Annotated in this window: 22 protein-coding genes, 7 tRNA genes and 1 pseudogene; 16 read left to right on the forward strand and 14 right to left on the reverse strand. The window is 66.8% G+C overall.

Going from position 1 to position 21,988, the window contains the following annotated elements; translation table 11 throughout:
- Positions 1-53 precede the first annotated feature (53 nt).
- On the reverse strand, positions 54-818 hold the full coding sequence (gene ppgK / locus E3227_RS08570; protein WP_136651151.1) for a polyphosphate--glucose phosphotransferase: 765 nt from the start codon (positions 816-818) through the stop codon (positions 54-56).
- A gap of 56 nt (positions 819-874) precedes the next feature.
- On the opposite strand from ppgK, the gene E3227_RS08575 reads away from it, so the two are divergent.
- Together E3227_RS08575 and E3227_RS08580 are read left to right on the forward strand one after the other, a co-directional pair.
- Positions 875-1,717, forward strand: a complete 843-nt coding sequence (locus tag E3227_RS08575) for an inositol monophosphatase family protein (protein WP_246062667.1) — start codon at positions 875-877, stop codon at positions 1,715-1,717.
- 94 nt (positions 1,718-1,811) lie between these two features.
- Positions 1,812-2,102: a DUF4193 domain-containing protein gene (locus E3227_RS08580; protein ID WP_136651153.1), complete on the forward strand. Its 291-nt coding sequence runs from the start codon at positions 1,812-1,814 to the stop codon at positions 2,100-2,102.
- Positions 2,103-2,108: 6 nt separating this feature from the next.
- On the opposite strand, the gene E3227_RS08585 is transcribed toward E3227_RS08580, so the two are convergent.
- Positions 2,109-2,618, reverse strand: coding sequence for a DUF3093 domain-containing protein (locus E3227_RS08585; RefSeq protein ID WP_136651154.1), 510 nt, complete (start codon positions 2,616-2,618; stop codon positions 2,109-2,111).
- 61 nt (positions 2,619-2,679) lie between these two features.
- Between E3227_RS08585 and dut the strand changes: the two genes are divergently transcribed.
- From dut to dxs, 4 genes are all read left to right on the forward strand, one after another.
- Positions 2,680-3,144, forward strand: a complete 465-nt coding sequence (gene dut / locus E3227_RS08590; protein ID WP_136651155.1) for a dUTP diphosphatase — start codon at positions 2,680-2,682, stop codon at positions 3,142-3,144.
- Between the two features lie 47 nt (positions 3,145-3,191).
- Entirely contained in the window at positions 3,192-4,127 is a 936-nt protein-coding gene (locus E3227_RS08595) for a DUF3710 domain-containing protein (RefSeq protein WP_144318188.1), read from the forward strand.
- Between the two features lie 31 nt (positions 4,128-4,158).
- Positions 4,159-5,337, forward strand: a complete 1,179-nt coding sequence (locus tag E3227_RS08600) for a class I SAM-dependent RNA methyltransferase (RefSeq protein ID WP_220184584.1) — start codon at positions 4,159-4,161, stop codon at positions 5,335-5,337.
- A 94-nt stretch (positions 5,338-5,431) separates the two neighbouring features.
- Entirely contained in the window at positions 5,432-7,348 is a 1,917-nt protein-coding gene (dxs, locus tag E3227_RS08605) for a 1-deoxy-D-xylulose-5-phosphate synthase (RefSeq protein ID WP_144318190.1), read from the forward strand.
- Here the strand turns inward: dxs and E3227_RS08610 are convergent.
- Together E3227_RS08610 and E3227_RS08615 are read right to left on the reverse strand one after the other, a co-directional pair.
- Positions 7,345-8,514: an HRDC domain-containing protein gene (locus tag E3227_RS08610; protein ID WP_144318191.1), complete on the reverse strand. Its 1,170-nt coding sequence runs from the start codon at positions 8,512-8,514 to the stop codon at positions 7,345-7,347. The two genes, dxs and E3227_RS08610, sit on opposite strands and share 4 nt — an antisense overlap.
- Positions 8,511-9,146 (reverse strand): DUF3000 domain-containing protein, encoded by a 636-nt coding sequence (locus E3227_RS08615; RefSeq protein WP_211346223.1) that lies wholly within the window; start codon positions 9,144-9,146, stop codon positions 8,511-8,513. Before E3227_RS08615 ends, E3227_RS08610 begins: the two co-directional genes overlap by 4 nt.
- 132 nt (positions 9,147-9,278) lie before the next feature.
- Between E3227_RS08615 and hemQ the strand changes: the two genes are divergently transcribed.
- Positions 9,279-9,992, forward strand: a complete 714-nt coding sequence (gene hemQ / locus E3227_RS08620) for a hydrogen peroxide-dependent heme synthase (RefSeq protein ID WP_144318192.1) — start codon at positions 9,279-9,281, stop codon at positions 9,990-9,992.
- Between the two features lie 16 nt (positions 9,993-10,008).
- Here the strand turns inward: hemQ and msrB are convergent, their stop codons facing one another.
- The 9 genes from msrB to E3227_RS08665 form a co-directional block, all read right to left on the reverse strand.
- Entirely contained in the window at positions 10,009-10,428 is a 420-nt protein-coding gene (gene msrB, locus E3227_RS08625; RefSeq protein ID WP_144318193.1) for a peptide-methionine (R)-S-oxide reductase MsrB, read from the reverse strand.
- The gene (locus tag E3227_RS08630) at positions 10,373-11,629 is read right to left on the reverse strand and encodes a glycosyltransferase family 87 protein (protein ID WP_246062668.1); all 1,257 of its coding nucleotides are present in this window, start codon (positions 11,627-11,629) and stop codon (positions 10,373-10,375) included. The genes msrB and E3227_RS08630 overlap by 56 nt, the downstream gene beginning before the upstream one ends.
- A 31-nt stretch (positions 11,630-11,660) precedes the next feature.
- Positions 11,661-12,323, reverse strand: coding sequence for a dihydrofolate reductase family protein (locus E3227_RS08635; protein WP_144318195.1), 663 nt, complete (start codon positions 12,321-12,323; stop codon positions 11,661-11,663).
- A gap of 52 nt (positions 12,324-12,375) precedes the next feature.
- Positions 12,376-12,451, reverse strand: a tRNA-Gly gene (locus tag E3227_RS08640).
- A 20-nt stretch (positions 12,452-12,471) separates the two neighbouring features.
- Positions 12,472-12,546, reverse strand: a tRNA-Val gene (locus tag E3227_RS08645).
- A 24-nt stretch (positions 12,547-12,570) separates the two neighbouring features.
- Positions 12,571-12,641: transfer RNA gene (locus tag E3227_RS08650), tRNA-Cys, on the reverse strand.
- A 33-nt stretch (positions 12,642-12,674) separates the two neighbouring features.
- Positions 12,675-12,750 (reverse strand) — tRNA-Gly (locus E3227_RS08655).
- 19 nt (positions 12,751-12,769) lie between these two features.
- A tRNA-Val gene (locus E3227_RS08660) sits at positions 12,770-12,844 on the reverse strand.
- A 30-nt stretch (positions 12,845-12,874) separates the two neighbouring features.
- Positions 12,875-12,947: transfer RNA gene (locus E3227_RS08665), tRNA-Gly, on the reverse strand.
- A gap of 241 nt (positions 12,948-13,188) precedes the next feature.
- Here E3227_RS08665 and E3227_RS08670 point away from each other — a divergent pair.
- Positions 13,189-13,260, forward strand: a tRNA-Val gene (locus E3227_RS08670).
- 54 nt (positions 13,261-13,314) lie between these two features.
- Here E3227_RS08670 and E3227_RS08675 read toward each other — a convergent pair.
- The gene (locus E3227_RS08675; RefSeq protein ID WP_136651165.1) at positions 13,315-13,818 is read right to left on the reverse strand and encodes a hypothetical protein; all 504 of its coding nucleotides are present in this window, start codon (positions 13,816-13,818) and stop codon (positions 13,315-13,317) included.
- A gap of 222 nt (positions 13,819-14,040) precedes the next feature.
- On the opposite strand from E3227_RS08675, the gene E3227_RS08680 reads away from it, so the two are divergent.
- The 8 genes and pseudogenes from E3227_RS08680 to E3227_RS08710 all read left to right on the forward strand — a co-directional run bounded on the left by E3227_RS08680 (position 14,041) and on the right by E3227_RS08710 (position 21,986).
- Positions 14,041-14,670: a copper resistance CopC family protein gene (locus E3227_RS08680; protein ID WP_136651166.1), complete on the forward strand. Its 630-nt coding sequence runs from the start codon at positions 14,041-14,043 to the stop codon at positions 14,668-14,670.
- A 26-nt stretch (positions 14,671-14,696) separates the two neighbouring features.
- Positions 14,697-15,320 carry a copper chaperone PCu(A)C gene (locus E3227_RS08685; RefSeq protein WP_136651167.1) on the forward strand — a complete coding sequence of 208 codons (624 nt, stop codon included), beginning with the start codon at positions 14,697-14,699 and terminating at the stop codon, positions 15,318-15,320.
- A 9-nt stretch (positions 15,321-15,329) separates the two neighbouring features.
- Positions 15,330-16,559: a Dyp-type peroxidase gene (locus E3227_RS08690; protein ID WP_136651168.1), complete on the forward strand. Its 1,230-nt coding sequence runs from the start codon at positions 15,330-15,332 to the stop codon at positions 16,557-16,559.
- Positions 16,560-16,657: 98 nt separating this feature from the next.
- Positions 16,658-18,706: pseudogene (thrS, locus tag E3227_RS08695) on the forward strand (threonine--tRNA ligase); the annotation flags it as partial.
- A 39-nt stretch (positions 18,707-18,745) separates the two neighbouring features.
- Complete coding sequence (locus E3227_RS11735) at positions 18,746-19,312, forward strand: ATP adenylyltransferase (protein WP_281281346.1); 567 nt, start codon at positions 18,746-18,748, stop codon at positions 19,310-19,312.
- On the forward strand, positions 19,305-19,943 hold the full coding sequence (gene pgsA / locus E3227_RS08700) for a phosphatidylinositol phosphate synthase (RefSeq protein WP_136651260.1): 639 nt from the start codon (positions 19,305-19,307) through the stop codon (positions 19,941-19,943). Before E3227_RS11735 ends, pgsA begins: the two co-directional genes overlap by 8 nt.
- Positions 19,944-20,870 carry a phosphatidylinositol mannoside acyltransferase gene (locus tag E3227_RS08705; RefSeq protein WP_006840187.1) on the forward strand — a complete coding sequence of 309 codons (927 nt, stop codon included), beginning with the start codon at positions 19,944-19,946 and terminating at the stop codon, positions 20,868-20,870.
- A gap of 9 nt (positions 20,871-20,879) precedes the next feature.
- Complete coding sequence (locus E3227_RS08710; protein ID WP_136651169.1) at positions 20,880-21,986, forward strand: glycosyltransferase family 4 protein; 1,107 nt, start codon at positions 20,880-20,882, stop codon at positions 21,984-21,986.
- Positions 21,987-21,988 lie beyond the last annotated feature (2 nt).

The following is a 21,988-nucleotide window of genomic DNA, read 5'->3' on the forward strand; positions in this document are numbered from 1 at the left end:
CGCGCGTCGAGCGCAACCGGGTCGCGCCACGCGCTGGCGCGCAACTAGACCTTTTAGGGGTTGACGTGTTCCGCGGCGGCCATGGCCGCCCCGACAATGCCGGCGCGGTTGCGCAGCTTGGCCACCACCACCGGTGCGGTCGTACGCAGGTGCGGCACCCAGCGGTCGGCCACCTCGGAAATTCCGCCGCCCACCACGAACGCGGTGGGGTTGAACAGGCGCTCGAACTCTTGTAACACGGCGTCGACACGCTCGGCCCAGGCCCGGAAGCTTAGGCCCTCGCGGTCTTTGACGGCGGAGGAGGCGAGGTGTTCGGCCTCCGCGCCGCCGACCATCATGTGCCCGAGCTCGGTGTTGGGAAACAGGGTGCCCTCGATGAAGAAGGCGGAGCCGATGCCGGTTCCGAATGTGAGGAAAACAACAGCGCCTTCGCGTATCGACGCCGCACCGAACGCGACTTCCGCAAGGCCCGCGGCGTCGGCGTCGTTAAGCACAGAGATCTCCGTCGTGCTCAGGTGGCGCGAAAGCAGCTCGTGCGCGTTGGTGCCCACCCAGGCCGGATCGACGTTCGCCGCAGTCAGTGCGACCTGGCTCTTGATCACGCTCGGCAGGGCGACGCCGACGGGGCCGTCCCACTGCGCGCGGTCGGCGAGTTGCGCGATGGCCTGTGCCACAGCGTCCGGGGTCGCGGGCCGCGGGGTGGTGATGGTGATCTGCTGGCCGACGAACTCGCCGGTGGTGAGGTCAACCACCGCACCTTTGATTGCGGAGCCTCCGACATCGACGCCGAGTGCGCGTCCTTGGGCGGGGTTAGTCATGCGCGCAAGTGTACAAAAGGTCGCGGACAACGGCGCGCCGATGCAAGATGGGGCGCATGAGTGGTGACGTAACCGAGCTAAGAGCAATCTGCGAGCAATTGGCACGTCAAGGGGGAGAGCTGGTAGCGACCGGGCGTGCGCGCCTCGACGCCGACGGGGCGCTGCGGCCCGCGGAGACGAAAAGCTCCGAGGTCGACCCTGTAACGGTCGTCGATAAGGCCTGTGAGCGCTTCATCGCGGGGGAACTGGCGCGCCTGCGGCCGGGCGACGGGATTGTCGGCGAGGAGGGCAGCTCCACGGAATCAGAAACGGGCGTGGAGTGGATCATCGACCCGATCGACGGAACCGTCAACTTCCTCTACGGCCTTGACAACTACGCGGTCTCCATCGGTGTTGCCGTCAACGGCGAGCTGGCCGCGGGCGCGGTGTTCAACCCGCAATCGGGTGAGCTGTTCAGCGCAGCAGCCGGCCAGGGCGCGACCGTAGAGCGCGACGGGGAAAGCTCCGAGCTTCGCGCCTCGCACGAGACAACACTTGCGCTCAGCCTTGTGGCGACCGGGTTTTCCTACTCCGCGGCGTGGCGCGAACAGCAGGCGCGGATACTGGCGTCCGTGCTGCCCGCGGTGCGCGACATCCGCCGCAGCGGATCCGCGGCGCTGGACCTGTGCAACGTCGCCGCAGGGCGTGTCGACGCCTACTACGAGCACGGCACGCACCCGTGGGACTACGCGGCCGGGGCGATCATTGCCACCGAGGCGGGGGCGCGGGTCAACCACCCGGGGCTTAACGCCAGCGGCCACAACGGGGCGCTCACCGTCGCCGCAGGTCCGGGCGTGTGGGAGCAGGTATGCGAGCTTCTGAATAACATCGGCGCATCCTCTCCGCTAACATCCCCATAACGCGGCTGTGACCTGCAAAGATGACAGGGTAGGTTTCGTGCCCTAGTATTCCGCACAAAGTCAACAGGATCTGCCCGTTTAAGGAGTGCCGCCGATGGCTACTGACTACGACGCACCGCGCCGTCGCATGGACGACGAAATTGAAGCCGACTCGCTCGAGGGTCTCAAGGCCGCGGAGGTCGCCGGCAGCAGCATGGACGACGAGGGCGAGATCGTCGACTCCTTCGAGCTTCCCGCCCAGGACCTCTCCGGCGAGGAGCTCAACGTCACCGTTATCCCTCGCCAGGAAGACGAATTCACCTGCAGCTCCTGCTTCCTCGTACAGAAGAAGAACCGCCTGGCTTACCAAGAGGGCAATACCGCAATCTGTCTCGACTGCGAGTAGCCTCCGCTAGTTGCGCGCTAGTTTTTCCGCCTGCTCGGGCACGAACGCGCGCAGCAGCTCGGCGGGATTTTTCGAGGCGACTAGCCAGTAGGGGGTCGGGTCGTCCGGGTCGTCAAGAACCAGCAGCACGTGCTCGTCGACCCAACTGCGCGAGACCAAATACGCCGCAGGGTCGAGCTGCCGGCCCAGCGCGTTACGACGCGCCGACTTCGGAACAATCAGAGACCTGCTGACCACGGTGTGCGGCAGGTTGGCGTCGTCAACGCTGAGCCAGCGCGTACCGTCCGCGTCGCGCTCGACCGTGATGACGGTGCGCGACATCCACATCAAGAACCACCCGATGAGCGCGCCCCCGGCGATCAGGGGGACGACGAACCAGAAGACGTTGCGGTTGAGCGCGAACTGCGCGGCGATAAGAAGCGTCAACACCGCGCCAGCGAGCCACATGTACCAGGGGGCCCACTGGCGCTCGCGGTACACGACAGCGGGAGCGAGGTCATCCGGAGAAGTAGTCACGCATGCAACTTTAGTTTAGGAGCTTGTTGCCCTGGCATTGCGCTGCCGTAGGCTAGCGGCTGTGAACACCCCGGAGAATGAAACCAGCCTGGAGATAGTAAGAGTCAAGCGCCTCGACCCGAACGTCGCCCTGCCTGCGCGCGCCCACGCAACGGACGCGGGCGCGGACCTGACCTCTACCGAGGACCTCACCTTGGCCCCGGGGCAGCGCGCCCTGGTGGGCACGGGTATTGCGATTGCGCTGCCCCCGGGTACGGTCGGGTTGATCCACCCGCGCTCGGGCCTGGCGGCGAAGCACGGCCTGAGCATTGTCAATACTCCGGGCACGATCGACGCGGACTACCGCGGCGAGATCAAAGTGTGCCTGCTTAACACCGATCCGACCACGCCGATCGAGATCACGCGCGGGATGCGCATCGCGCAGCTCGTGGTGCAGAAGGTCGAGCTGGTCACTTTCAGCGAGGTGGACGATCTCGATGACACCGAGCGCGGCGCGGGCGGTTACGGCTCCACCGGCACCCACTAGGCGCAACGCGCTAGAGTCGGTGCCGAACAACGAGGAAGGTGAACATTATGGCCCTGTGGCCTTTTGGTAAGAAGAACTCCCAAGGACCAGCCGAGCCGGCCAGTGCGCCGAGCTACGAGCCCTCGGCGGCTGACGGTCGCGACGAGGCCGCGCTGCGTGCCGACGCCGACGCCACCGTCGCCGTAGAAGACGCCGCCGCGCCGGTCGCGGCGGGCACTGCCGAGGTGGCAGACCCGGTCGAGGAATCTGCCGGCCCGGTGAGCATCCCGCACGACGCCGTCGGCGGCAGCACCGGCCCCTTCGACGGCGACTCCGTCAACATCGACGAGTTCGACTTCACCGATTTCTCCAACGCCACGCTAAACCTCGGCTCGATGAAGATCCCGCTGCCCGCGGAATCCCAGGTCCAGGTGGAGATGGGCGAGGCGGGGCCGAAGATGGTCCACATTGTCACCCGCCACGGCCGCGCCACCCCCGTGGCGTTCGCGTCGACACGCACCGGCGGGCTGTGGGCGCAGTCCTCCGAGGAAATCGCCGAGGGCATGCGCTCCGAGGGAATGCCCGTGTCCTTCGAAACCGGCCCGTGGGGCCGCGAGATCGTGGGTACCGGCACCAACGGTGTGATCCGCATCATCGGTGTTGAGGGCCCACGCTGGCTCTACCGCGTCACATTGGCCGCACCGAACGGCATGGAAGACGACATGGCTACCCTCGGCCGCGACCTGATTGCGCGCAGCTTTGTCTACCGCGGACCCGACCCCATCCTGGCGGGCAACTCCCTGCCCGTGGTGCTGCCCGCCCAGCTTGCGCAGCAGGTGCAGCAGGCCGTTCAGGCGCGTGCGATGCAGCAGGGCCAGCCCGGCCAGCCCGGCCAGCTGGCCCCCGGAGCGACGCCCAGCGCGCTGGCCGAGGCGATGAAGCAGGTGATGGACGCTAACTCGGCGTCTAATTCGGAACCCAACAAGGGTGAGCGCAATAGCTGACACCACCGCGCTCGAGCTTGACGTCACCGCCATGGCGCACGGCGGCGAGGGCATCGCGCGCGATGCCGATGGCCGCGTCGTCTTCGTCGACGGTGCGATCCCGGGCGATACGGTTCGCGCCGAGCTGACGAAGGCGAAGAAGCGCTGGGCCCGCGCCCAGCTCACCAGGGTTGTCAGCGCCTCGCGCGAACGCGTCGACCCAACCTGCCCGGTGGCGGCGCGCGGCGGCGGGTGCTGCGACTACTCGCACATCGCGCTCACTGCGCAACCGGGCATCAAACGAAACGTGCTCATCGGCCAGCTCGGTGCGTTCTCTCACAGCGCCGACACGCTGGAAGACACGATCGTCCTCGAACCCACAACGGGGTGGCGCACCCGCGTGCGTCTCGGCGTGGATGCCTCAGGACGCGCCGGTGTGCGCAAGGCGCGCTCAACGGACTTGGTTACCGACGTCGCGTGCACCCAGGTGGCGCCCGGGCTGCTCGACGGCATCGTCGGGCCGGGGGCACGCATGTTCACCCCGGGCGCGGAGGTGATCACCGTGCTGGATTCGGCGGGCCAGCGCCATGTGGTGGAGTCGACGCGCGCGCAGCGCGGCCGGCGTGTTGAGAAGGTTGACCGCGTGGTGGAGGGCTCCGGGGTGGTTGAGCAGAGCGTCGATAAGCATGCGTTCCGTTTTCCTGCGACCGCTTTCTGGCAGGCCCACGTGGCGGCGCCGGAGGCGTACTCCGCGATCATCCGTCAGTGGGGCAGCGGCGACTACGTGCGCGCGACCGGCTGGGACCTCTACGGCGGGGTCGGCGCGTTCGTGCCCGCGATCGATGCGGCGCTGGGCGGGGCCTCTCACATCGACTCGGTGGATTACTCCGCGTCCGCGACCCGCGCAGCGCAGGACACGCTCGCGGGACTGCCGCTTCGCGTGCACAACAGCCCGGTGGAAAAGGCCAGCGACTTGACCCCGCCCGGGCTCGTCGTGCTCGACCCGCCGCGCTCCGGCGCCGGCGAGCAGGTCGTACGTCAGGTCGCGGCGGCGGAGCCCGAGCGCGTCATCCACGTCGGCTGCGACCCCGCGACCTTCGCGCGCGACCTAGGCTACTGGGCCGCCCAAGGTTTCAGCGCGCGGCGCATGGTGCTTATCGACGCCTTCCCCAACACGCACCACTTTGAAATCATCGCGCTGCTCGAACCCAGCGTGCCGTTGGACAGATAAACGCAAATATTTTTATCCGTTGTCAAAGTGTAAACTTTCAGGGAATGGAGGCGCGTCAACCGCGCAATCTAGTCAAAAGGAGCGATAGTTTACCGTGAACCTTCTGGACGCGATTACGTCGCCTCGAGACGTCAAGCGCCTGACGCTGGACCAGCTCGGCACACTTGCGGGCGAGATCCGCCAGCTCCTGATTGACAAGGTCTCCGCGACCGGCGGCCACCTCGGTCCCAACTTGGGCGTAGTGGAACTGACGCTGGCCCTGCACTACATCTTCGACTCGCCGAGCGAGCCGTTGATCTTTGACACCTCGCACCAGTCGTACGTGCACAAGATCCTCACCGGCCGGGCCGGGCAGTTCGACACCCTGCGCAAGAAGGGTGGCCTGTCCGGCTACACCTCGCGCAGCGAATCCGAGCACGACTGGACGGAGTCCTCGCACGCCTCGGCGGCGTTGTCGTACGCCGACGGGCTGTCGAAGGCTAAAGAGCTGTCGGGCGAGGGCGAGGACCGCGTCGTCGCCGTCGTCGGTGACGGCGCACTGACCGGCGGAATGTGCTGGGAGGCGCTGAACAACATCGCCGCCGGGGAGCGCAACGTGGTGATCGTGGTCAATGACAACGGCCGCTCCTACTCGCCGACGATCGGCGGCTTCGCCCGCAACCTAACGCGCCTGCGCGACCAGCTCGCCCAGATCCGGATGCAGCCGACCTACGACGAGGTCATGGAGACCGGCAAGAAGACGCTCAAATCCATGGGCTGGGTAGGCGAGCGCACCTTCGAGGCGCTGCGCGCGATCAAAGAGGGCGTGAAGTACCAAGTGGTGCCCTCGGAAATGTTCCCCGAGCTGGGCATGAAGTACATCGGCCCGGTCGAGGGCCACGACATTAAGTCCCTCCTGCAGGCGTTTTCCTACGCGCGCTCCCACGCCGGGCCGATCATCGTCCACGTCGCCACCGAGAAGGGCCACGGTTTCGCCCCGGCGGTCAACCACATCGCCGACCAGATGCACTCCACCGGCGTCATCGACCCGGTCACGGGCGAGGAGCTTAACGCCGCGGCACCCGGTTGGACCTCGGTGTTCTCCGAAGAGCTCATCAAGGCAGCCCACGAGCGCCCCGACATCGTGGCGCTCACGGCGGCGATGGCGGGCCCGACCGGGCTTGCGCCCTTCGCGGAGCAATTCCCGGAGCGCTTTTTCGACGTCGGCATCGCCGAGCAGCACGCGGTGACTTCGGCGGCCGGCATGGCGCTCGGCGGGCTTCACCCCGTTGTGGCGATTTACTCTACCTTCCTCAACCGCGCCTTTGACCAGTTGCTCATGGACGTCGGGCTGCTTAGCCAGCCGGTCACCCTTGTGCTGGACCGCTCGGGTGTGACAGGTTCCGACGGCGCGAGCCACAACGGCGTGTGGGATCTCGCGATCGGCTCGATCGTCCCCGGCATTCGAATTTGCGCCCCGCGCGACCCCGCGCGCCTGCGCGAGGAGTTCCGCGAGGCGATCGACTACAGCGCCGGACCGACGGTGGTGCGCTTCCCCAAGGGCGACATCGGCATCGATATCGACGCCGTTGAGCGGCTCTCGAGCGGCGCGGACATCCTGTTCCGCCCGGCGGGCGAGGCCGAGGACGACGAACTCGACGTGCTGCTCGTTGCCGTGGGCAGCTTCGCCGAGAACGCCGTCACGATGGCGGAGGAGGTCGGCGCCGACGGGCTGCGCGTCACGGTCGTGGACCCGCGCTGGGTCATCCCGATTGACCCACAGCTGATCGAGATGGCCGCCCAGGTCGACATGGTTGTGGTCTACGAAGACGGCGTGATCCGCGGCGGCGTGGGCTCCGCGCTTGCCGAGGCCCTCTCCTCCGCCGAAGTGGACACCCCGCTGCGCCAGCTCGCCTTCCCAGACATTTTCCCGATGCACGCCTCGCGCTCGGAGATCCTGCGCGACTACGGCCTCGACCCCGCCTCGGCCGCGCAGCAGCTGCGTGACTGGGCGAGCGCGATGCGCGATTAGGCCTGCGCGTCCGTGGTGTGCAGTCCGCGCGCGATGGCCGCCGACGCCGCGTCGACCTGCCAGGGCCGCGCCCCAGAAGCGAGTAGCGCGCGGGCGACGCTGTCGGTGTCAGCGGGCACACCCGCCCACACCACCGAGCGCAGCATCGATGGCTGCACGAGCAGTTCCGGGGCAACCTCGATGTCGCGGGCGAGCTGGGCCACCGCGTCGCGGGCGGCAACGAGGCGCGCCCAGGACTCCGGGTGGTGGCGCTGCCAGCGTGATTTGCTGGGCGGGTCCTCGTTGTCCCGTTCAGGTTCCGGCCACAGCGTCGGCGAGTCGGCGCAGGCGCACTCTACCACCGCGTACCACTCCTCGATCGCGCCACGACGACGTGCCGGGAAACCCCGCACCCGGCCGAGCTCGTTGGGCGTGCGCGGCGGATTCTTAGCGATGTTCAGGATCACCTTCGAGCCCAGCAGCGCGTGCGGGGAGGTGTCGGTCGCGCGCCCGCGGGCATCGCGGTAGTCCCACAGCGTCCGGGCGAGGTGCAGGCTCAGCCCTGTCGGCAGCGCAGAGATGCCCTTGATGTCGCGCCAGGTCTTCGGTGTAGGCGCCGGGGTGTTCCTGACGTGCTCGAACTCCTGCTCCGCGGCCTCGAGTTTGCCCGCGGCGTCTAAAACCTCCGCGAGGGCTTCCGCAAGAGCGTTGAGGTAGACCACGTCGTCCGCGGCGTACGCCTGCCACTCGTAGGGCAGCGGGGTGGCGGACCAGTCCTCGCGACCGTGGCCCTTCTCCAGCGCCACGCCTGTGAACTCGTACACCATGGCCGCGAGGTTGGGACGTTCGAACCCGGCGAGCCGGGAGGACAGCTCCGTATCAAACAGCGCGCCTGGGTGAAGGCCCAGCTCGGCGAGGCTCGGCAGGTCTTCGCCCGCGGCGTGCAGGATCCAGTCCGCCCCGCCGATGACGGGCGCGAGGGCTTCACGCAGCGCGTCGCGGTGGCCCTCCGGGGCGAAGAGGAAGGTTCCCGCGCCTCGGCGGTGGATTTGGACGAGGAAAGCGCGGTCGTCGTAGCGAAACGACGACGCGCGCTCGGTGTCTATCGCGTACGGGCCGCGGCCGTCCGCAAGCTGCGCGGCGGCGCGGTGAAACGCCGCGGGGGCGTCGATAAGCTCAAAGCTCACTGGCGCGGGCCGAGTTGGGCCACGCCCTCAGGCGGCAGGCCCGCGACGTGTGCTAACACCTTGGCGAAGGCCTCGACGTGGCTGGAGAGCTCGATGCCCTCTGCGGTCCACGAGGCGCGCATTTCCAGCTGGTAGGCGCGCGGCGGGCCGCCGATCTCGCCGAAGCGTACCGACGCCGTCGAGGTCACGGTGCCGCCGAGGTTGGTGAACCCGGCGTCGGCGTCGGCGAGCGACTCGGTGAGCCACTGCCAGGCGACGTCGGGAAGCAGCGGGTCGGAGGCGACCGCGTCGTCCATGTCGGCTTGGATGTAGGCGACGAGGCGCATCGAACCCTCCCACGCCTCCTCGGCCTCAGGGGAGTGCAGCAGGATGAGGCGGCCGAAGGCGTCGCCCTCGGCGTCGATAGGCACAGTGGCGGGGTTGTCGGAGTCGCCGCGGGTGATTTCGAGACCGATCGCGTGGCTGTAGGGGGCCGGGCGCTGCGGCGGGCGGATCGTGCCGAGGGTGATTTCCGGGCGCAGCGATGCGGCGTGCATGGACTCGACCGCGGCCGTGAATTCCGCAGGCGACGGCGCGTTGTCACCGGCGCCAGCGTGGGGCGCGGGGGTCTGAGAGGAGGTCTCGGAATTCATCACGCGTTCACGCTATCTAGACGGTGGCAAAATCGGGGGGAGGCGCGCCGTTGCTGGGCCGGCCCCGGGTAGACTCCCGGATATACGACTTTAGTTTGATTCGCCCCGTTACTGGGGCGGGAAAGGATCGCCATGTCCGATCACGCACAGCAGGCTGACCTCGAAGAACTCAACAAGGTCCAGCGCTACAGTCAGTGGGTGACCTTCCGCGCCATCCCTGGGGCTTTGGGCAGCGAGCGTGACGACGTCATCGCCCAGGCCCAGGACTTCTTCGCCGAGCTCGAGCGCGCCGGCGAGGTCACCGTGCGCGGCATTTACGACGTCACCGGCACCCGCCCCGAATCGGACCTGATGATCTGGTGGCACGCCGAGAACTTCGAGCAGATCCAAAAGGCCCTTGCCGACTTCCGCCGGACCACCACGCTCGGCCAGGTGCTCGAGCTGGGCTGGATCGGCAACGGGCTGCACCGGCCTGCCGAGTTCAACCGCTCGCACCTGCCGGCCTTCATCATGGGTGAAGAGCCGCGCGAGTGGATCTCGGTGTACCCGTTCGTTCGCTCTTATGACTGGTACATCCTGGAGCCGGAGCAGCGCCGTCGCATTCTCGCGGAGCACGGTCGCGCCGCCGCGGATTACGCCGATGTGCGCGCGAACACGGTTGCGGCATTCACCCTCGGCGACTACGAGTGGATGCTCGCTTTCGAGGCCGACGACCTGGGCCGCATCTCGGAGCTGATGCACAAGATGCGCTACACCGAGGCGCGCCTGCACGTGCGCGAGGAGCTGCCGTTCCAGACGGGTCGCCGTGTTTCTGACATCGGCGAGATTGTGCGCACCCTGCCGTAGGCCGCGGGGAGGAGGCTTAGCCCTCGATTGGCTTTTCCTCAAGCGTCAGCGAGATCGAGTTGATGCAGTAGCGCAGGTCGGTCGGCGTGTCGTAGCCCTCGCCGGCGAAGACGTGGCCGAGGTGCGAATGGCAGGTGGCGCAGAGTACCTCGGTGCGCACCATGCCCAGGCTGCGGTCCTCGCGTTCGATGATGCTCTCGCCAGCGAGCGGGCTGAAGAACGACGGCCACCCGCAGTGGGAGTCGAACTTTTCAGTGGAGCGGAACAGCTCGGCGCCGCAGGCGCGGCAGCTGTAGACGCCCTCGGTTTTGGTGTCGGTGTACTCGCCGATCCCTGGGCGCTCTGTGCCCGCTTCACGCAGGACGGCGTACTCCTCGGGGCTAAGCTTGGCGCGCCATTGCTCCTCGGTCCAGTCGAGGTAGTTGTTCTGGGTCATTGGCTGTCTCCTTAGCTGTTGTTGATACCGACACTACCCACGCGGCGATCGAGATGATAAAGATGGTCCACGCGATGGTGACCAGCACGATATCGAGGTTCGCGCCGAGGTCGGGAAAATTCGATTCCGCCCACTGCAACGGGGAGTAGAAAATAACTATTCCCACCCAGACGGGCGCGACGTGCATTGGGCTCACCGGCCGCACCACGGTCAGAATTGCAGGCAGCAGCATCATGGAGTAGTAGGCTTGGCCCAGCGAGGACAGCAGACAGACTCCGCTGATCAGTACGCCGGAGCTCGTCGCCGCCCACATCCAGGCATCGCTGTAACGAAATCGTGCCAGCCCGATGATTGCGACGGCCACGGCGGCCGCGATGAGCAGAAACAGCAGGGCGTGCAGCCAGTTCGGCATGCCGTAGTACGCGGCGAACCCTGCCAGCGAGGCGTTGGCGTAGTCGCGGGTAATGCCGAGGTAGGGCATCACCTTGTCCACGTAGTCGCTGGCGCCGGGGGTCAGCGGCCAGGCGATGAGGTTGAGTACGACGGGCACGGCGACCGCGGCCAGCGGCGCCTTGAAATCCAGGCGCATCAGCGGCAGGACGAGCAACGGGGCGAACATCGGCTTGATCACGATGGCAAAGCCGAGCACGAGGCCGGCCGCCCAGGAGTGCCCGCGCACGAACCAGTCGAGAAACGCCACTAGCGCCAGCAGGAGCACGCCGTTGATGTTGGAAAACACCAGCGTGTAGGTCACGGATTCGGTCAGAAACGCCGCGGCAATAAGGAATGGGAAGACGGGGTGCGAAAGCGCGAAGCCGCTGCGCCGCGTCAACCATGCCAGCGCAATGATGATCGCGGCGGCGTTGGCGAGGATGAACAGCGGCCGCGCCACGTCGATGCTCGGCGCGAGACCAAGCGGCGACAGCAGTAGCGTTGCGCCGGGGTTGTAAAGGTAGTGCGGGTCGACGTGGTGGTAGGTCTCGTTGTAGACGGGCTCGCGGTCGACGAAGCGTTTCGCGGCGGACCACACGGTGGTGAAGTCGTCGGTCAGCGCGCCTGTCCAGGCGGAGACGAAAACCCGGTGGATCACGATGAGCAGGGCGATGGGCCAAGCGACGTAGTTGGCGATCGTCCGTGGCGGTGCCGCGCTGTGCCGGGGTGCGTCTTGGGTCCAGACGGACTCGAGGGGGGCTAGCTTCATGCCCATCACCGTACCGGTGCCGTGCGGTGGTTTAAGCGCGCGACCTCCGGTAGCGGCAGAACAAAACGGAGTCGGGCTCCACATGCGTCGCCTCCAGCGTGAAGCGGTGGGTGCTGCTGCCGCTGCCGTCGAGCGGCAGGTGGCGGGCATCGCCGCCGCTTATCGATGGGTCCACAGTCAGGTGCACCAAGTCAACCAGGTCCGCGGCGAGCATGGCCGCGTAGAGGCTGGGGCCGCCTTCGCAGCTGATCCGGGAAAAGCCCCGCGCGTGCAGGGCGGCGATGATTTCGGCGGGGGAGCCGGTGCCGGTGTCGATGAGCGTGGCGCCCGCCTGTGTGAGGCGCTTTCGGCAGGGCGTCAGGGAGGCGTCGTCAAGCGAAGCTCGCGGGGTGAGGATAAGCGGTGGGGTGCCCTGGAAGAAATCGCTGTCGGGGTCGAGCGACAGGGAGCGCGACACCACGGCGAAGGGCAGCTCGGCCGGGCCGTAGTCCTCGGCGCGGACGGTGCCCGCGCCGACGAGGACGCAGTCGGACCAGTCACGCAGCGCCAACAGGAGCTGCGAATCCAGCTTGTTGCCCAGCGCGCCGGAGGTGCCGGCCCGGGAGAACGCGCCGAAGAGCGCGGTGGCGGCAACGGCGCGGGTTTCGCGGGTGCCTGCGGGCAGGGTGGGACCGATGAGGTCGGCGGGGGTCATGGCAAAAGAATACAGCCGGCGGGTTCGTTGAGAACCTCACCGGCTGGTGCAGTGGAGCGGATGACGAGACTCGAACTCGCGACCCTCACCTTGGCAAGGTGATGCGCTACCAACTGCGCTACATCCGCAAAAGGGCTTTAAAAAACCCTGGTGCGCGATACTGGGATTGAACCAGTGACCTCTTCCGTGTCAGGGAAGCGCTCTCCCGCTGAGCTAATCGCGCGTGTAAGCCATTGAAGCGGCTCGGAGGTGGATACGGGAATCGAACCCGTGTACACGGTTTTGCAGACCGTTGCCTAACCACTCGACCAATCCACCGTGGAGTTACCTCCAAAGTACGCTTTATGTACTTGGAGCGGATGACGAGACTCGAACTCGCGACCCTCACCTTGGCAAGGTGATGCGCTACCAACTGCGCTACATCCGCAAAGGGCCATCAAAGACCCTGGTGCGCGATACTGGGATTGAACCAGTGACCTCTTCCGTGTCAGGGAAGCGCTCTCCCGCTGAGCTAAACGCGCTTTGCAAGTATTCGGCCGTTTCCAGCCGAGAGCGGATGACGAGACTCGAACTCGCGACCCTCACCTTGGCAAGGTGATGCGCTACCAACTGCGCTACATCCGCATGCGTCCCACGAGCCGTGGTGGCCGTGTTGTGCGACTTAGAACATTAACCGCTTGCATTTGCGTTTCACAAATCGCGCATGTCAGGGCCTGATTTGTCCCGCGCGTGCTTAGCGACGCCCAAAGCGCGCCAAATTACACCCGTGTTGTCTTGCTCTGCGTTGCTGTGGGCGGGCAAAATCGCGCCTCACCTGCTGATTAGGGCACGGATAGGGCGCAGTGTAAAGTACTTTTGCAGATTCGGTCCTATGGCTCAGTGGAAGAGCGTTCCGTTCACACCGGAAAGGTCGCTGGTTCGATCCCAGCTAGGACCACGTAGTTTTTTTAGAAGATAACCCCGGAGCCATGAAAGTGTGAACTAGCCCCCGTTAGTTGGACTGGTTTAATTCTAGGCGGTTAGGGGTTGAAGGGCCTGATTCCGATATTGCGCCGGCGTGGCCGACGGCGATGGTGCTGATTACGGAGGGCACCGCCGCGATTCCGAGCAGGATTCGGGTGGTGGGCAGCGCCCATGAAGGGGATGCGGGCACGAGGCGTGTCGAGGTCACAGGGTAGAGCACGGCAGCAAGTCCAAAAAGGCCGAACGTGGCGACGGTGGCAATGTCGGCAAGCTCGGTGTGCCGGGCGACGATACCGGGGTTTTCCTCCGGCAGGCCCATGGCGGGCAAAAGTGACTCGCCGGTGGATCGCTCGAGGAGCATCGATGCGGCGGCGACGGCGGAGGTGGCCAGGCCGGCAAAGCACCACGAATGGGTGAGAGGTCTCGGGCGGATCACCCAGACGAGACAGAAGATGGCAGCGATGGGGGCGGCAACGGCCGCGAGGTGAATCACTCGGGGATGAGCGGGAAGGCCCGAGGGAGTAATCGGCATGTACGCAAACTAGGGTATTGCCGCCCACAACTAGCTGACAGAACGCTCACAAGTGGGTACTGGTTTATCCCGAAATTCCTGCGTCAGCAACAGGCTCTTGCATTCACCCACTGTTGAACGCCGTGTCGGAAATTGTGGGGCTGGTCACGCACGGAACTATCCTGGATAGTTAACCGACTATTTACCTGATCCCGCTCAACCGATACGAAGGAGTTTCCCTCAATGACGACGTGGAGCGAGCGCTCACTGCGCCGTGGCATCCTCGCCGCCGGCGCCGCACTGACCATCGCTGCGGCACCCGTGATGCCCACCGGGCTTACCCCGCCGGCAATCGCCCACGACGCCGTTGTTGGCGGCTCTCCCGCAAACGGCGAGGTCGTCAGCGAGTTCCCGGACACTCTCACGCTGGACTTCTCCGCTGCGGTGCAGGACGGGTTCAACACGTTCGCGCTCTCCCGCACTGACACCGGGGAGGTCGTGTTCACCGGCGAGCCGACCATTGACGGTCGTGCTGTGTCTGTCGACCTGCCCGCAGATTTCGCCGCCGAGCCGGAGCAGTACCAGATTGGTTACCAGATCATTTCCTCCGACGGCCACGCCACGAAGGGAATGACGACCTTCACCTACGCGCCAGCGGCCGGGGCTGCGACAAGCACCGCGCCCGCCGCCCAGGCAGGGGAGCCCGCCGACACCGCAACCCAGGAGACCGCCGAGCCGGCCTCCAACAACATGACGCTGCTGTGGGTGGGACTGGGAATCCTCGCAGTGCTCGCCATCATCGCGGTCGCGATCACCCGCAGCCGCGCACCGCAGCCTGCGCCGGAAACCCCCGCGCAGGACACCACCAACTAACACAGATCTCTAAGGAGCACCACACCATGTACAACCGCGCACTCACCGCCACCGCTGCGTTCGCCTCCGCCAGCTTGCTGCTGGCAGGATGTAGCCCGAGCGAGCAGCCGGCGCAGCCCGAGACCGCCGCAGTGGCCACTGCCACCAGTGCGACCAGCGCGACGGCGGCGGCCGAGGACGCCGCGCTCGTGTTTGACAACGGTGTGATCCGCGCCAAGGAAGCCGGTGACGCCAACACCATGACCGCGATCTTCGGCACCCTGCGCAACACCACCGACGAGGACATCACCGTCACCGGCTTTAGCTCCTCGCTTGGCGACGCCCGCTACGAGGTGCACAAGACCGAAAACGGCACGATGAGCCCGGTCGACAACGGTCTGACCATCCCGGCAGGGGAGTCCGTGGAGCTCGCCCCCGGCGGCTACCACCTGATGGTGCTCGACTACACCGACGAGATCGCCGCCGGAGACAGCGTCGACCTGACGCTTGAGACCAGCACCGGCGACATCGAGGTCCGCGGGGTTGAGGTGCGCACCCTGATCCCGGGCGAGGAGAACTACGGCGAAGACGGTGAGATGGTCGGCCACACCATGGACGAGGGCCACACCATGGACGAGGGTCACGAATCCCATGGCGACCACAGCCACTAGGTAAAACCAATGTCGCTATCTCGTCGCGTTTTCCTTTCCAGATCCGCCGCCGCCACGGCGACCGCCGTGACCGCGGGGTCCGTGGCCGCGTGTGGGGCGTCGACAAGCGAGCTGCCCAGCAACTCGCAGGACACGTCGCAGCCCCTGAAAGAGGCGGTGGTGGAGTTCGACGGCGCCCACCAGGCGGGAATCGAGACGCCGACGCAGGCCTCGCTCAACTTGGTCGGGTTCAATCTGCGCGAGGGAGTCGACGTCCGCGGTGTCGCGCGGTTGATGCGGCTGTGGACTGCGGACGCTCGCGCCCTGTGCGCCGGCGAAACGCCGCTGGGCAGCCTCGAGCCGGAGATGAACGAGTGGCCCGCCAACCTCACCATCACCTGCGGTTTCGGCGAGAAAATCTTCGACATCGCGGCGCCGTCGAGCAAACCGGCGTGGCTGCGCGACCTGCCCGCCTTTACGCGCGACCAGCTCGACCCGAAGTGGGGCCAGACGGATCTGGTGCTGCAGATCTGCTCGGATGATCCGGTGATGTGCGCGTGGGCGATGCGGCACATGACCCGCGCCGGCATGGACTACGCCACCACCGCGTGGGTGCAGCAAGGCTTCATGAATGCCTACGGGGCGATCCCGAAGGGCCAAACACCGCGCAACCTGTTCGGCCAGGTAGATGGCACCGTCAACCCACACAGCGCGCAGGAGTACGACGAGCAGGTCTGGATCGAGGGCCCGGAGGGCTTCGCCGGCAGCACGTCGCTGATCGTGCGGCGCATCGCCATGCACCTCGACGAGTGGGAGCTGCTCGACCGGGCCTCGCGCGAGGAGGCGTTGGGGCGCACGCTTGCCGACGGCTCCCCCCTGACCGGCGGCGGTGAATTTTCCGCCCCGGACTTGGAGGCGACGGATCAATTCGGGTTGCCCGTGATTGACAGGAACTCGCACATGGCCCGCGCGATGCCGCCGGCAGAGCATCCCGAGCAGCGCTTCAGGCGCCGCCCCTACAACTACAACCTTCCGCCCGAGCCGGGCAGCGCGGAGCTGAGCAACGCTGGGCTGGTGTTCATCTGCTTCCAGAAGGACCCGGACGTGCAGTTCACGCCTGTGCAATCCCGACTCGACGAGGTTGACCGGCTCAACACGTGGATCACCCACATCGGCTCCGCCGTGTACTGGGTGCCGCCGGGGACGTCGCAAAGCGGAGCGGGCGACGAGTACTGGGGCCAGTCGGTTCTTGGCGCCTGACCCAGGTAGGATCTTGGAGGTCTGAAGACAGTTTGAGAAAAGGTGGGTGCGGCCAGGTATGTCGCACCCCCGTGAGCGCAAAAGGAGCGCACCTGACAATGTCCAGCGAATCCACGGCTGTTGAGCTCGAGCCCTTCAACGTCCCGGCGGGAACAGCCGTCGGCGCGGCGATGCGGGAGTTGAACTACCCGAACAAGGGCGACGATGCCGTCGTGTGCGTCCAGGACGCCAACGGCGAGCTCAAAGACCTCTCGCACATCCCCGACGCGGATGCGACCTTCATGCCGGTGGCAGCCAACACCGAGCTGGGGCGTTCCGTGATTCGCCACTCCGCGGCGCACGTGCTCGCGCAGGCCGTGCAGGCAGAGTTCCCCGGCACGAAGCTGGGCATCGGCCCCGCGATCGACGACGGCTTCTACTACGACTTCGACGTCGCCGAGCCCTTTACCCCGGACGACCTGGTCACGCTGGAAAAGCGGATGAAGAAAATCATCAAACAGGGACAGAAGTTCGTCCGCGGCGTCTACCAGTCTGTCGAGGAGGCTGCCGAGGACCTCAAAGATGAGCCCTACAAACTGGAGTTGATTCAGGACAAGGGCAACGTCGACCCGGATTCCGACGAGGCCACCGAGGTCGGCGCGGGGGACCTGACGCACTACGACAACGTCAACCCGCGCACCGGCGAGGTTGAGTGGCACGACCTGTGCCGCGGCCCGCACGTGCCCACCACCAAGTACATCCCGGCGTTCGCGCTGACGCGCTCCTCGGCGGCCTACTGGCGCGGCGACCAAAACAACGCCGGTCTGCAGCGCATCTACGGCACCGCCTGGGAGTCGAAGGAACGCCTCGACGAGCACCTGCACATGCTGCGCGAAGCCGAGAAGCGCGACCACCGCCGCTTGGGCAACGAGATGGACCTGTTTTCCTTCCCCGACGAGCTCGGCTCCGGCCTGCCGGTCTTCCACCCGGACGGCGGCATCATCCGGCTCGCGATGGAGGACCACTCGCGCCGGCGCCACATCGAGGCCGGTTACTCCTTCGTCAACACCCCGCACGTGACCAAGGGATCGCTGTTTTCCAAGTCCGGCCACCTGGACTGGTACGCGGACGGCATGTTCCCGCCGATGAAGCTCGACGGCGAGATCGACGATGACCGCAACGTGGTCAAGCAGCCGCAGGACTACTACGTCAAGCCGATGAACTGCCCGATGCACAACCTCATCTTCGACTCCCGCGGGCGCTCCTACCGCGAACTGCCGCTGCGCCTGTTCGAGTTCGGCACCGTGTACCGCTACGAGAAGTCGGGTGTGATCCACGGCCTGACCCGAGCCCGCGGCTTCACGCAGGACGACGCCCACATCTACTGCACAGAAGACCAGCTCGAGGCCGAGCTGACCAGCGTGTTAGAGTTCATCATCTCGCTGCTCAAGGACTACGGCCTGAACGACTTCTACCTGGAGCTTTCCACCAAGGACCCGCAGAAGTACATCGGCGACGACGAGATTTGGCAACGCTCGACCGACATCCTGCAGTCGGTGGCGGAGAAATCCGGCTTGGAGCTCGTGCCGGACCCGGCGGGCGCGGCGTTCTACGGCCCGAAGATTTCCGTGCAGGCACGAGACGCGATCGGGCGCACGTGGCAGATGTCCACGGTCCAGCTCGACTTCAACCTGCCGGAGCGTTTCGACCTGACCTACACCGCACCTGATGGCACAAAGAAGCGACCGGTGATGATCCACCGCGCCCTGTTCGGCTCGATCGAGCGCTTCTTCGGCGTGCTGCTCGAGCACTACGCCGGTGCGTTCCCAGCCTGGCTCGCACCGCACCAGGTCGTCGGCATCCCCGTCGCCGACGACTTCGCCGGCCACCTCGACTCGGTGACCCAGAAGCTGCGCGAGCGCGGGATCCGCGCCGAGGTCGACCACTCGGATGACAGGATGCAGAAGAAGATCCGCAACCACACCACTTCGAAGGTGCCGTTCATGCTGCTCGCGGGTGCGCGCGACGTCGAGGCGGACGCGGTGAGCTTCCGCTTCCTCGACGGCACGCAGGTAAACGGGGTGCCCGTCGCCGAGGCGGTGGACATCATCGACGCGTGGGTGAGCGAGCGGATCAACGAGCAGCCGAGCGAGGAAACCGTTGCAGCGCGGCGCGGAAAAACCGGCAGCGACTACGTCGACACCGGCGTGGGCACCCCGGATCACCTTGAGCGGTTGTGGGCACCCTACCGGTCGACGTACATCACGTCGCAGCCCTCGGGTGGGCGGTCCAAGGACCCGTTCCTCGAGGCGCCGCAGCTTAGTGACGAAGACGGGCTCATCGTCGCGCGCGGCGAGACCGTCTACGCGCTGCTGAACCTCTACCCGTACAACTCGGGCCATCTGATGGTGGTGCCCTACCGCAAAGTCGCCGAGTTAGAAGAGCTCACCGCGCGCGAGTCCGCCGAATTGATGGAGTTCGCCCAAAAGGCGGTCCGCGCGCTCAAGGCAGTCTCTCGCCCGGAGGCGATAAACGTGGGGCTGAACCTGGGCAAGGCCTCCGGTGGGTCCGTTGGGGACCACGTGCACCTTCACGTCGTGCCGCGCTGGGCGGGGGATGCGAACTTCATGACAGTGATCGGCGAGACGAAGGTCCTGCCCCAGCTGCTCAAGGACACGCGCGCCCTGCTTGCGCAGGCTTGGCCGGACGACGCTGACGACCCAGATGGCAATGGCCCAGTCGGCAGTGGCGCAGATGGGGGCGGCGATGCTTAGCGTCCACGGCCGCGAATCCGCGGCAGTCATCGTCAACCCGGTCGCGCGCGGCCTGCTCAAGGCCGGGATGACGCCGAACGTCACCACGCTCGTGGGCACGGCTGCGACCATCTTGGTCTCCGTGGTGCTCATCCCCATGGACTTCCTCGTCCTCGCCGCCGTGCTCTCGGCGTTTTTCGCCGCTTTCGACATGGTCGACGGGACGATGGCGCGGCTCAGCGGCGGCGGAACGGCGTTCGGCGCAACCCTCGACGCGAGCTGCGATCGCATTACCGACGGCGCACTGTTCGGCGCGATCGCCGTCTGGTTCGTCTACGTCGACGGCGCTTCGCCGATCACGGTGGCGGTCACGCTCGCCGTCTTGGTGCTCTCGCAGGTCATCAGCTATATCAAGGCCCGCGGCGAGGCCGGGGGGCTGACCATCAACGGTGGGCTGATCGAGCGCCCCGAGCGCCTCATCGTTGCCTTCATCGGCCTGGCGCTGGAGGGAGTCGGCGTTGGCCACTCCCTGGCCGCGGCGATGTGGTTGCTGCTCGCGGGCTCCCTGATCACGGTCGTGCAGCGCTTCTTGCTGGCCGCGCGCGACGAGCGTGCCCACGACCGCATCGCCCCTCCCACGGGGGTGGCGTAGGTGGCCGCGCCCCAACCGCACTCGCTTGGCGACGCGCTGACCGCAGGCGCCTACATCGCCGGGTGGAAAGTCGTGGGCGCGCTTCCCGCCGCTCTCGCGACACGCCTGTTCAACGCCGGCGCCGATGCCGCGAGCGACAACGGCCGCGGCATGGAGATGCTGCGGCGCAACTTGATCCGCGTCGTCGGGGTCGAAAACGTCGACCAGCAGCTCGTGCGCGACTCCATGCGCAGCTACGCGCGGTACTGGAAAGAGGCATTCCGCCTGCCGGTGATGGCGGGGGATGCGCAGGTGGTGGCGTCGATAAGCAACGCCGTGCGCGGGCGCGAGTATCTTGATGAGGCCCTCGAGGCGGGCAGGGGAGCGATCCTGGCGCTGCCGCACTCGGGCAACTGGGACATGGCCGGCATGTGGCTGGTGCACAATTACGGGCAGTTCACCACGGTTGCCGAACGGCTCAAGCCGGAGTCCCTGTTCGATGCTTTCGTGGAGTTTCGACGCGGGCTCGGCTTCGAGGTGCTGCCGCACACCGGCGGCGAGGCGCCTCCGTACCCGCGGCTGAGGGAGGTGCTCGGCGGAAACGGCATCGTGTGCCTGCTCGGCGAGCGCGACCTGACCTCGCGCGGGGTGGAAGTGGACTTTTTCGGGGAGACGACGACCTTTCCGGCCGGGCCCGCGAAGCTGGCGATCGACACAGGCGCTGCGCTGCTGCCTGTCCACGCCTGGTTCGAGGGCACCGACAGCGCGCCCGCGTGGGGGCTAAAATCCGGCGCCCCGGTTGAGGTCACCACGGTCGAGGAGACCACCCAACGCCTGGCCGACTGCTTCGCGGCCAATATCGCGGCGCACCCCCAGGACTGGCACATGCTGCAGCCGATGTGGCCCGCCGACCGGCCGAAAAAGCCGCGCCGGCGGCGCGCGCGCTAGGGGGCGGCGATGAGGATCGGCATGGTGTGCCCCTATTCTTTCGACGAACCGGGCGGCGTTCAGGCCCACATCCTTGACCTCGCCGGCGTGCTGCGCGGCGACGGCCACGACGTGCGCGTGCTCGGGCCGGCAACACGCGCCGCGGACGTGCCCGACTACGTCACCCGCGGCGGCGGGTCGGTCCCCATCCGCTACAACGGATCGGTGGCGCGACTCGCGATCGGCCCGCAGGTGCGCCGCGTGGCGCGCAGGTTCATCGCCGAGGGCGACTTCGACGTGCTGCACATCCACGAACCGAACTCGCCGAGCTACTCCATGGCGGCGCTGCGCGTCGCCGAGGGCCCGATCGTTGCCACATACCACGCCTCGGCGACGTCGTCGTGGCCGCTGCGTGTGGCCTTGCCCGTGCTGCGCTCGCGGCTGGAGAAGATCCGCGGTGGCATCGCCGTTAGCGAGATGGCCCGGCGCTGGCAGGTGGAGCAGATCGGCACGGACCCCGTGCTCATCCCCAACGGGGTGGACACCTCGCTGTTTCGCCGGGCGCGGGAGCAGGCAACGGGCGCGCCAGACGACGTTCCCGAGATCGTGTTTCTGGGCAGGCTGGACGAGCCGCGCAAGGGCCTCGACATATTCCAGCGCGCGATCGCTGAGCTGGACAGGCCCGCGCGGGTGACCGTGGTGGGCGGGGGCGCGCCGCGCCAGGCGGCCGGTGTCGACTTCCTCGGCCGCGTCAGCGACGCCGAGAAGGCGCGGATTTTGGGCCGCGCGGACATCTACGTCGCACCGAACACGGGCGGAGAATCCTTCGGCATCGTGTTGGTCGAGGCAATGGCCGCCGGGTGCGCGGTCGTCGCCAGCGACATCGAGGCGTTCGCGGCAGTGTGCGCCGCAGACACCGGGCGACCCGCCGGGGCGTTGTTTCCCGTCGGCGACTCCGCAGCGCTGGCGCGCACGCTGCGCTCGCTTATCGACGCCCCCTTCACCCGCGACGCGCTCATCGACGCCGGCACTTTGCGCGCCGCAGACTACGACTGGGGCAGCGTCGCCGCGCGCATCATGGCGGTCTACGACACGGTTGCGTCGACGCCCGGCGAGAAGGTGCGGGTGAGCCGGTGACA

The organism is Corynebacterium sanguinis (genome assembly GCF_007641235.1).
Classification (GTDB): Bacteria; Actinomycetota; Actinomycetes; order Mycobacteriales; family Mycobacteriaceae; genus Corynebacterium; species Corynebacterium sanguinis.

Bases quoted from the DNA above. Each gene is read 5' to 3' on its own strand.
- ppgK (WP_136651151.1), bottom strand. From the start codon at position 818: ATGACTAACCCCGCCCAAGGACGCGCACTCGGCGTCGATGTCGGAGGC.
- E3227_RS08575 (WP_246062667.1), top strand. From the start codon at position 875: ATGAGTGGTGACGTAACCGAGCTAAGAGCAATCTGCGAGCAATTGGCA.
- E3227_RS08580 (WP_136651153.1), top strand. From the start codon at position 1,812: ATGGCTACTGACTACGACGCACCGCGCCGTCGCATGGACGACGAAATT.
- E3227_RS08595 (WP_144318188.1), top strand. From the start codon at position 3,192: ATGGCCCTGTGGCCTTTTGGTAAGAAGAACTCCCAAGGACCAGCCGAG.
- E3227_RS08600 (WP_220184584.1), top strand. From the start codon at position 4,159: ATGGCGCACGGCGGCGAGGGCATCGCGCGCGATGCCGATGGCCGCGTC.
- E3227_RS08615 (WP_211346223.1), bottom strand. From the start codon at position 9,146: ATGAATTCCGAGACCTCCTCTCAGACCCCCGCGCCCCACGCTGGCGCC.
- hemQ (WP_144318192.1), top strand. From the start codon at position 9,279: ATGTCCGATCACGCACAGCAGGCTGACCTCGAAGAACTCAACAAGGTC.
- msrB (WP_144318193.1), bottom strand. From the start codon at position 10,428: ATGACCCAGAACAACTACCTCGACTGGACCGAGGAGCAATGGCGCGCC.
- E3227_RS08630 (WP_246062668.1), bottom strand. From the start codon at position 11,629: ATGAAGCTAGCCCCCCTCGAGTCCGTCTGGACCCAAGACGCACCCCGG.
- E3227_RS08635 (WP_144318195.1), bottom strand. From the start codon at position 12,323: ATGACCCCCGCCGACCTCATCGGTCCCACCCTGCCCGCAGGCACCCGC.
- E3227_RS08675 (WP_136651165.1), bottom strand. From the start codon at position 13,818: ATGCCGATTACTCCCTCGGGCCTTCCCGCTCATCCCCGAGTGATTCAC.
- E3227_RS08680 (WP_136651166.1), top strand. From the start codon at position 14,041: ATGACGACGTGGAGCGAGCGCTCACTGCGCCGTGGCATCCTCGCCGCC.
- E3227_RS08685 (WP_136651167.1), top strand. From the start codon at position 14,697: ATGTACAACCGCGCACTCACCGCCACCGCTGCGTTCGCCTCCGCCAGC.
- E3227_RS08690 (WP_136651168.1), top strand. From the start codon at position 15,330: ATGTCGCTATCTCGTCGCGTTTTCCTTTCCAGATCCGCCGCCGCCACG.
- pgsA (WP_136651260.1), top strand. From the start codon at position 19,305: ATGCTTAGCGTCCACGGCCGCGAATCCGCGGCAGTCATCGTCAACCCG.
- E3227_RS08710 (WP_136651169.1), top strand. From the start codon at position 20,880: ATGAGGATCGGCATGGTGTGCCCCTATTCTTTCGACGAACCGGGCGGC.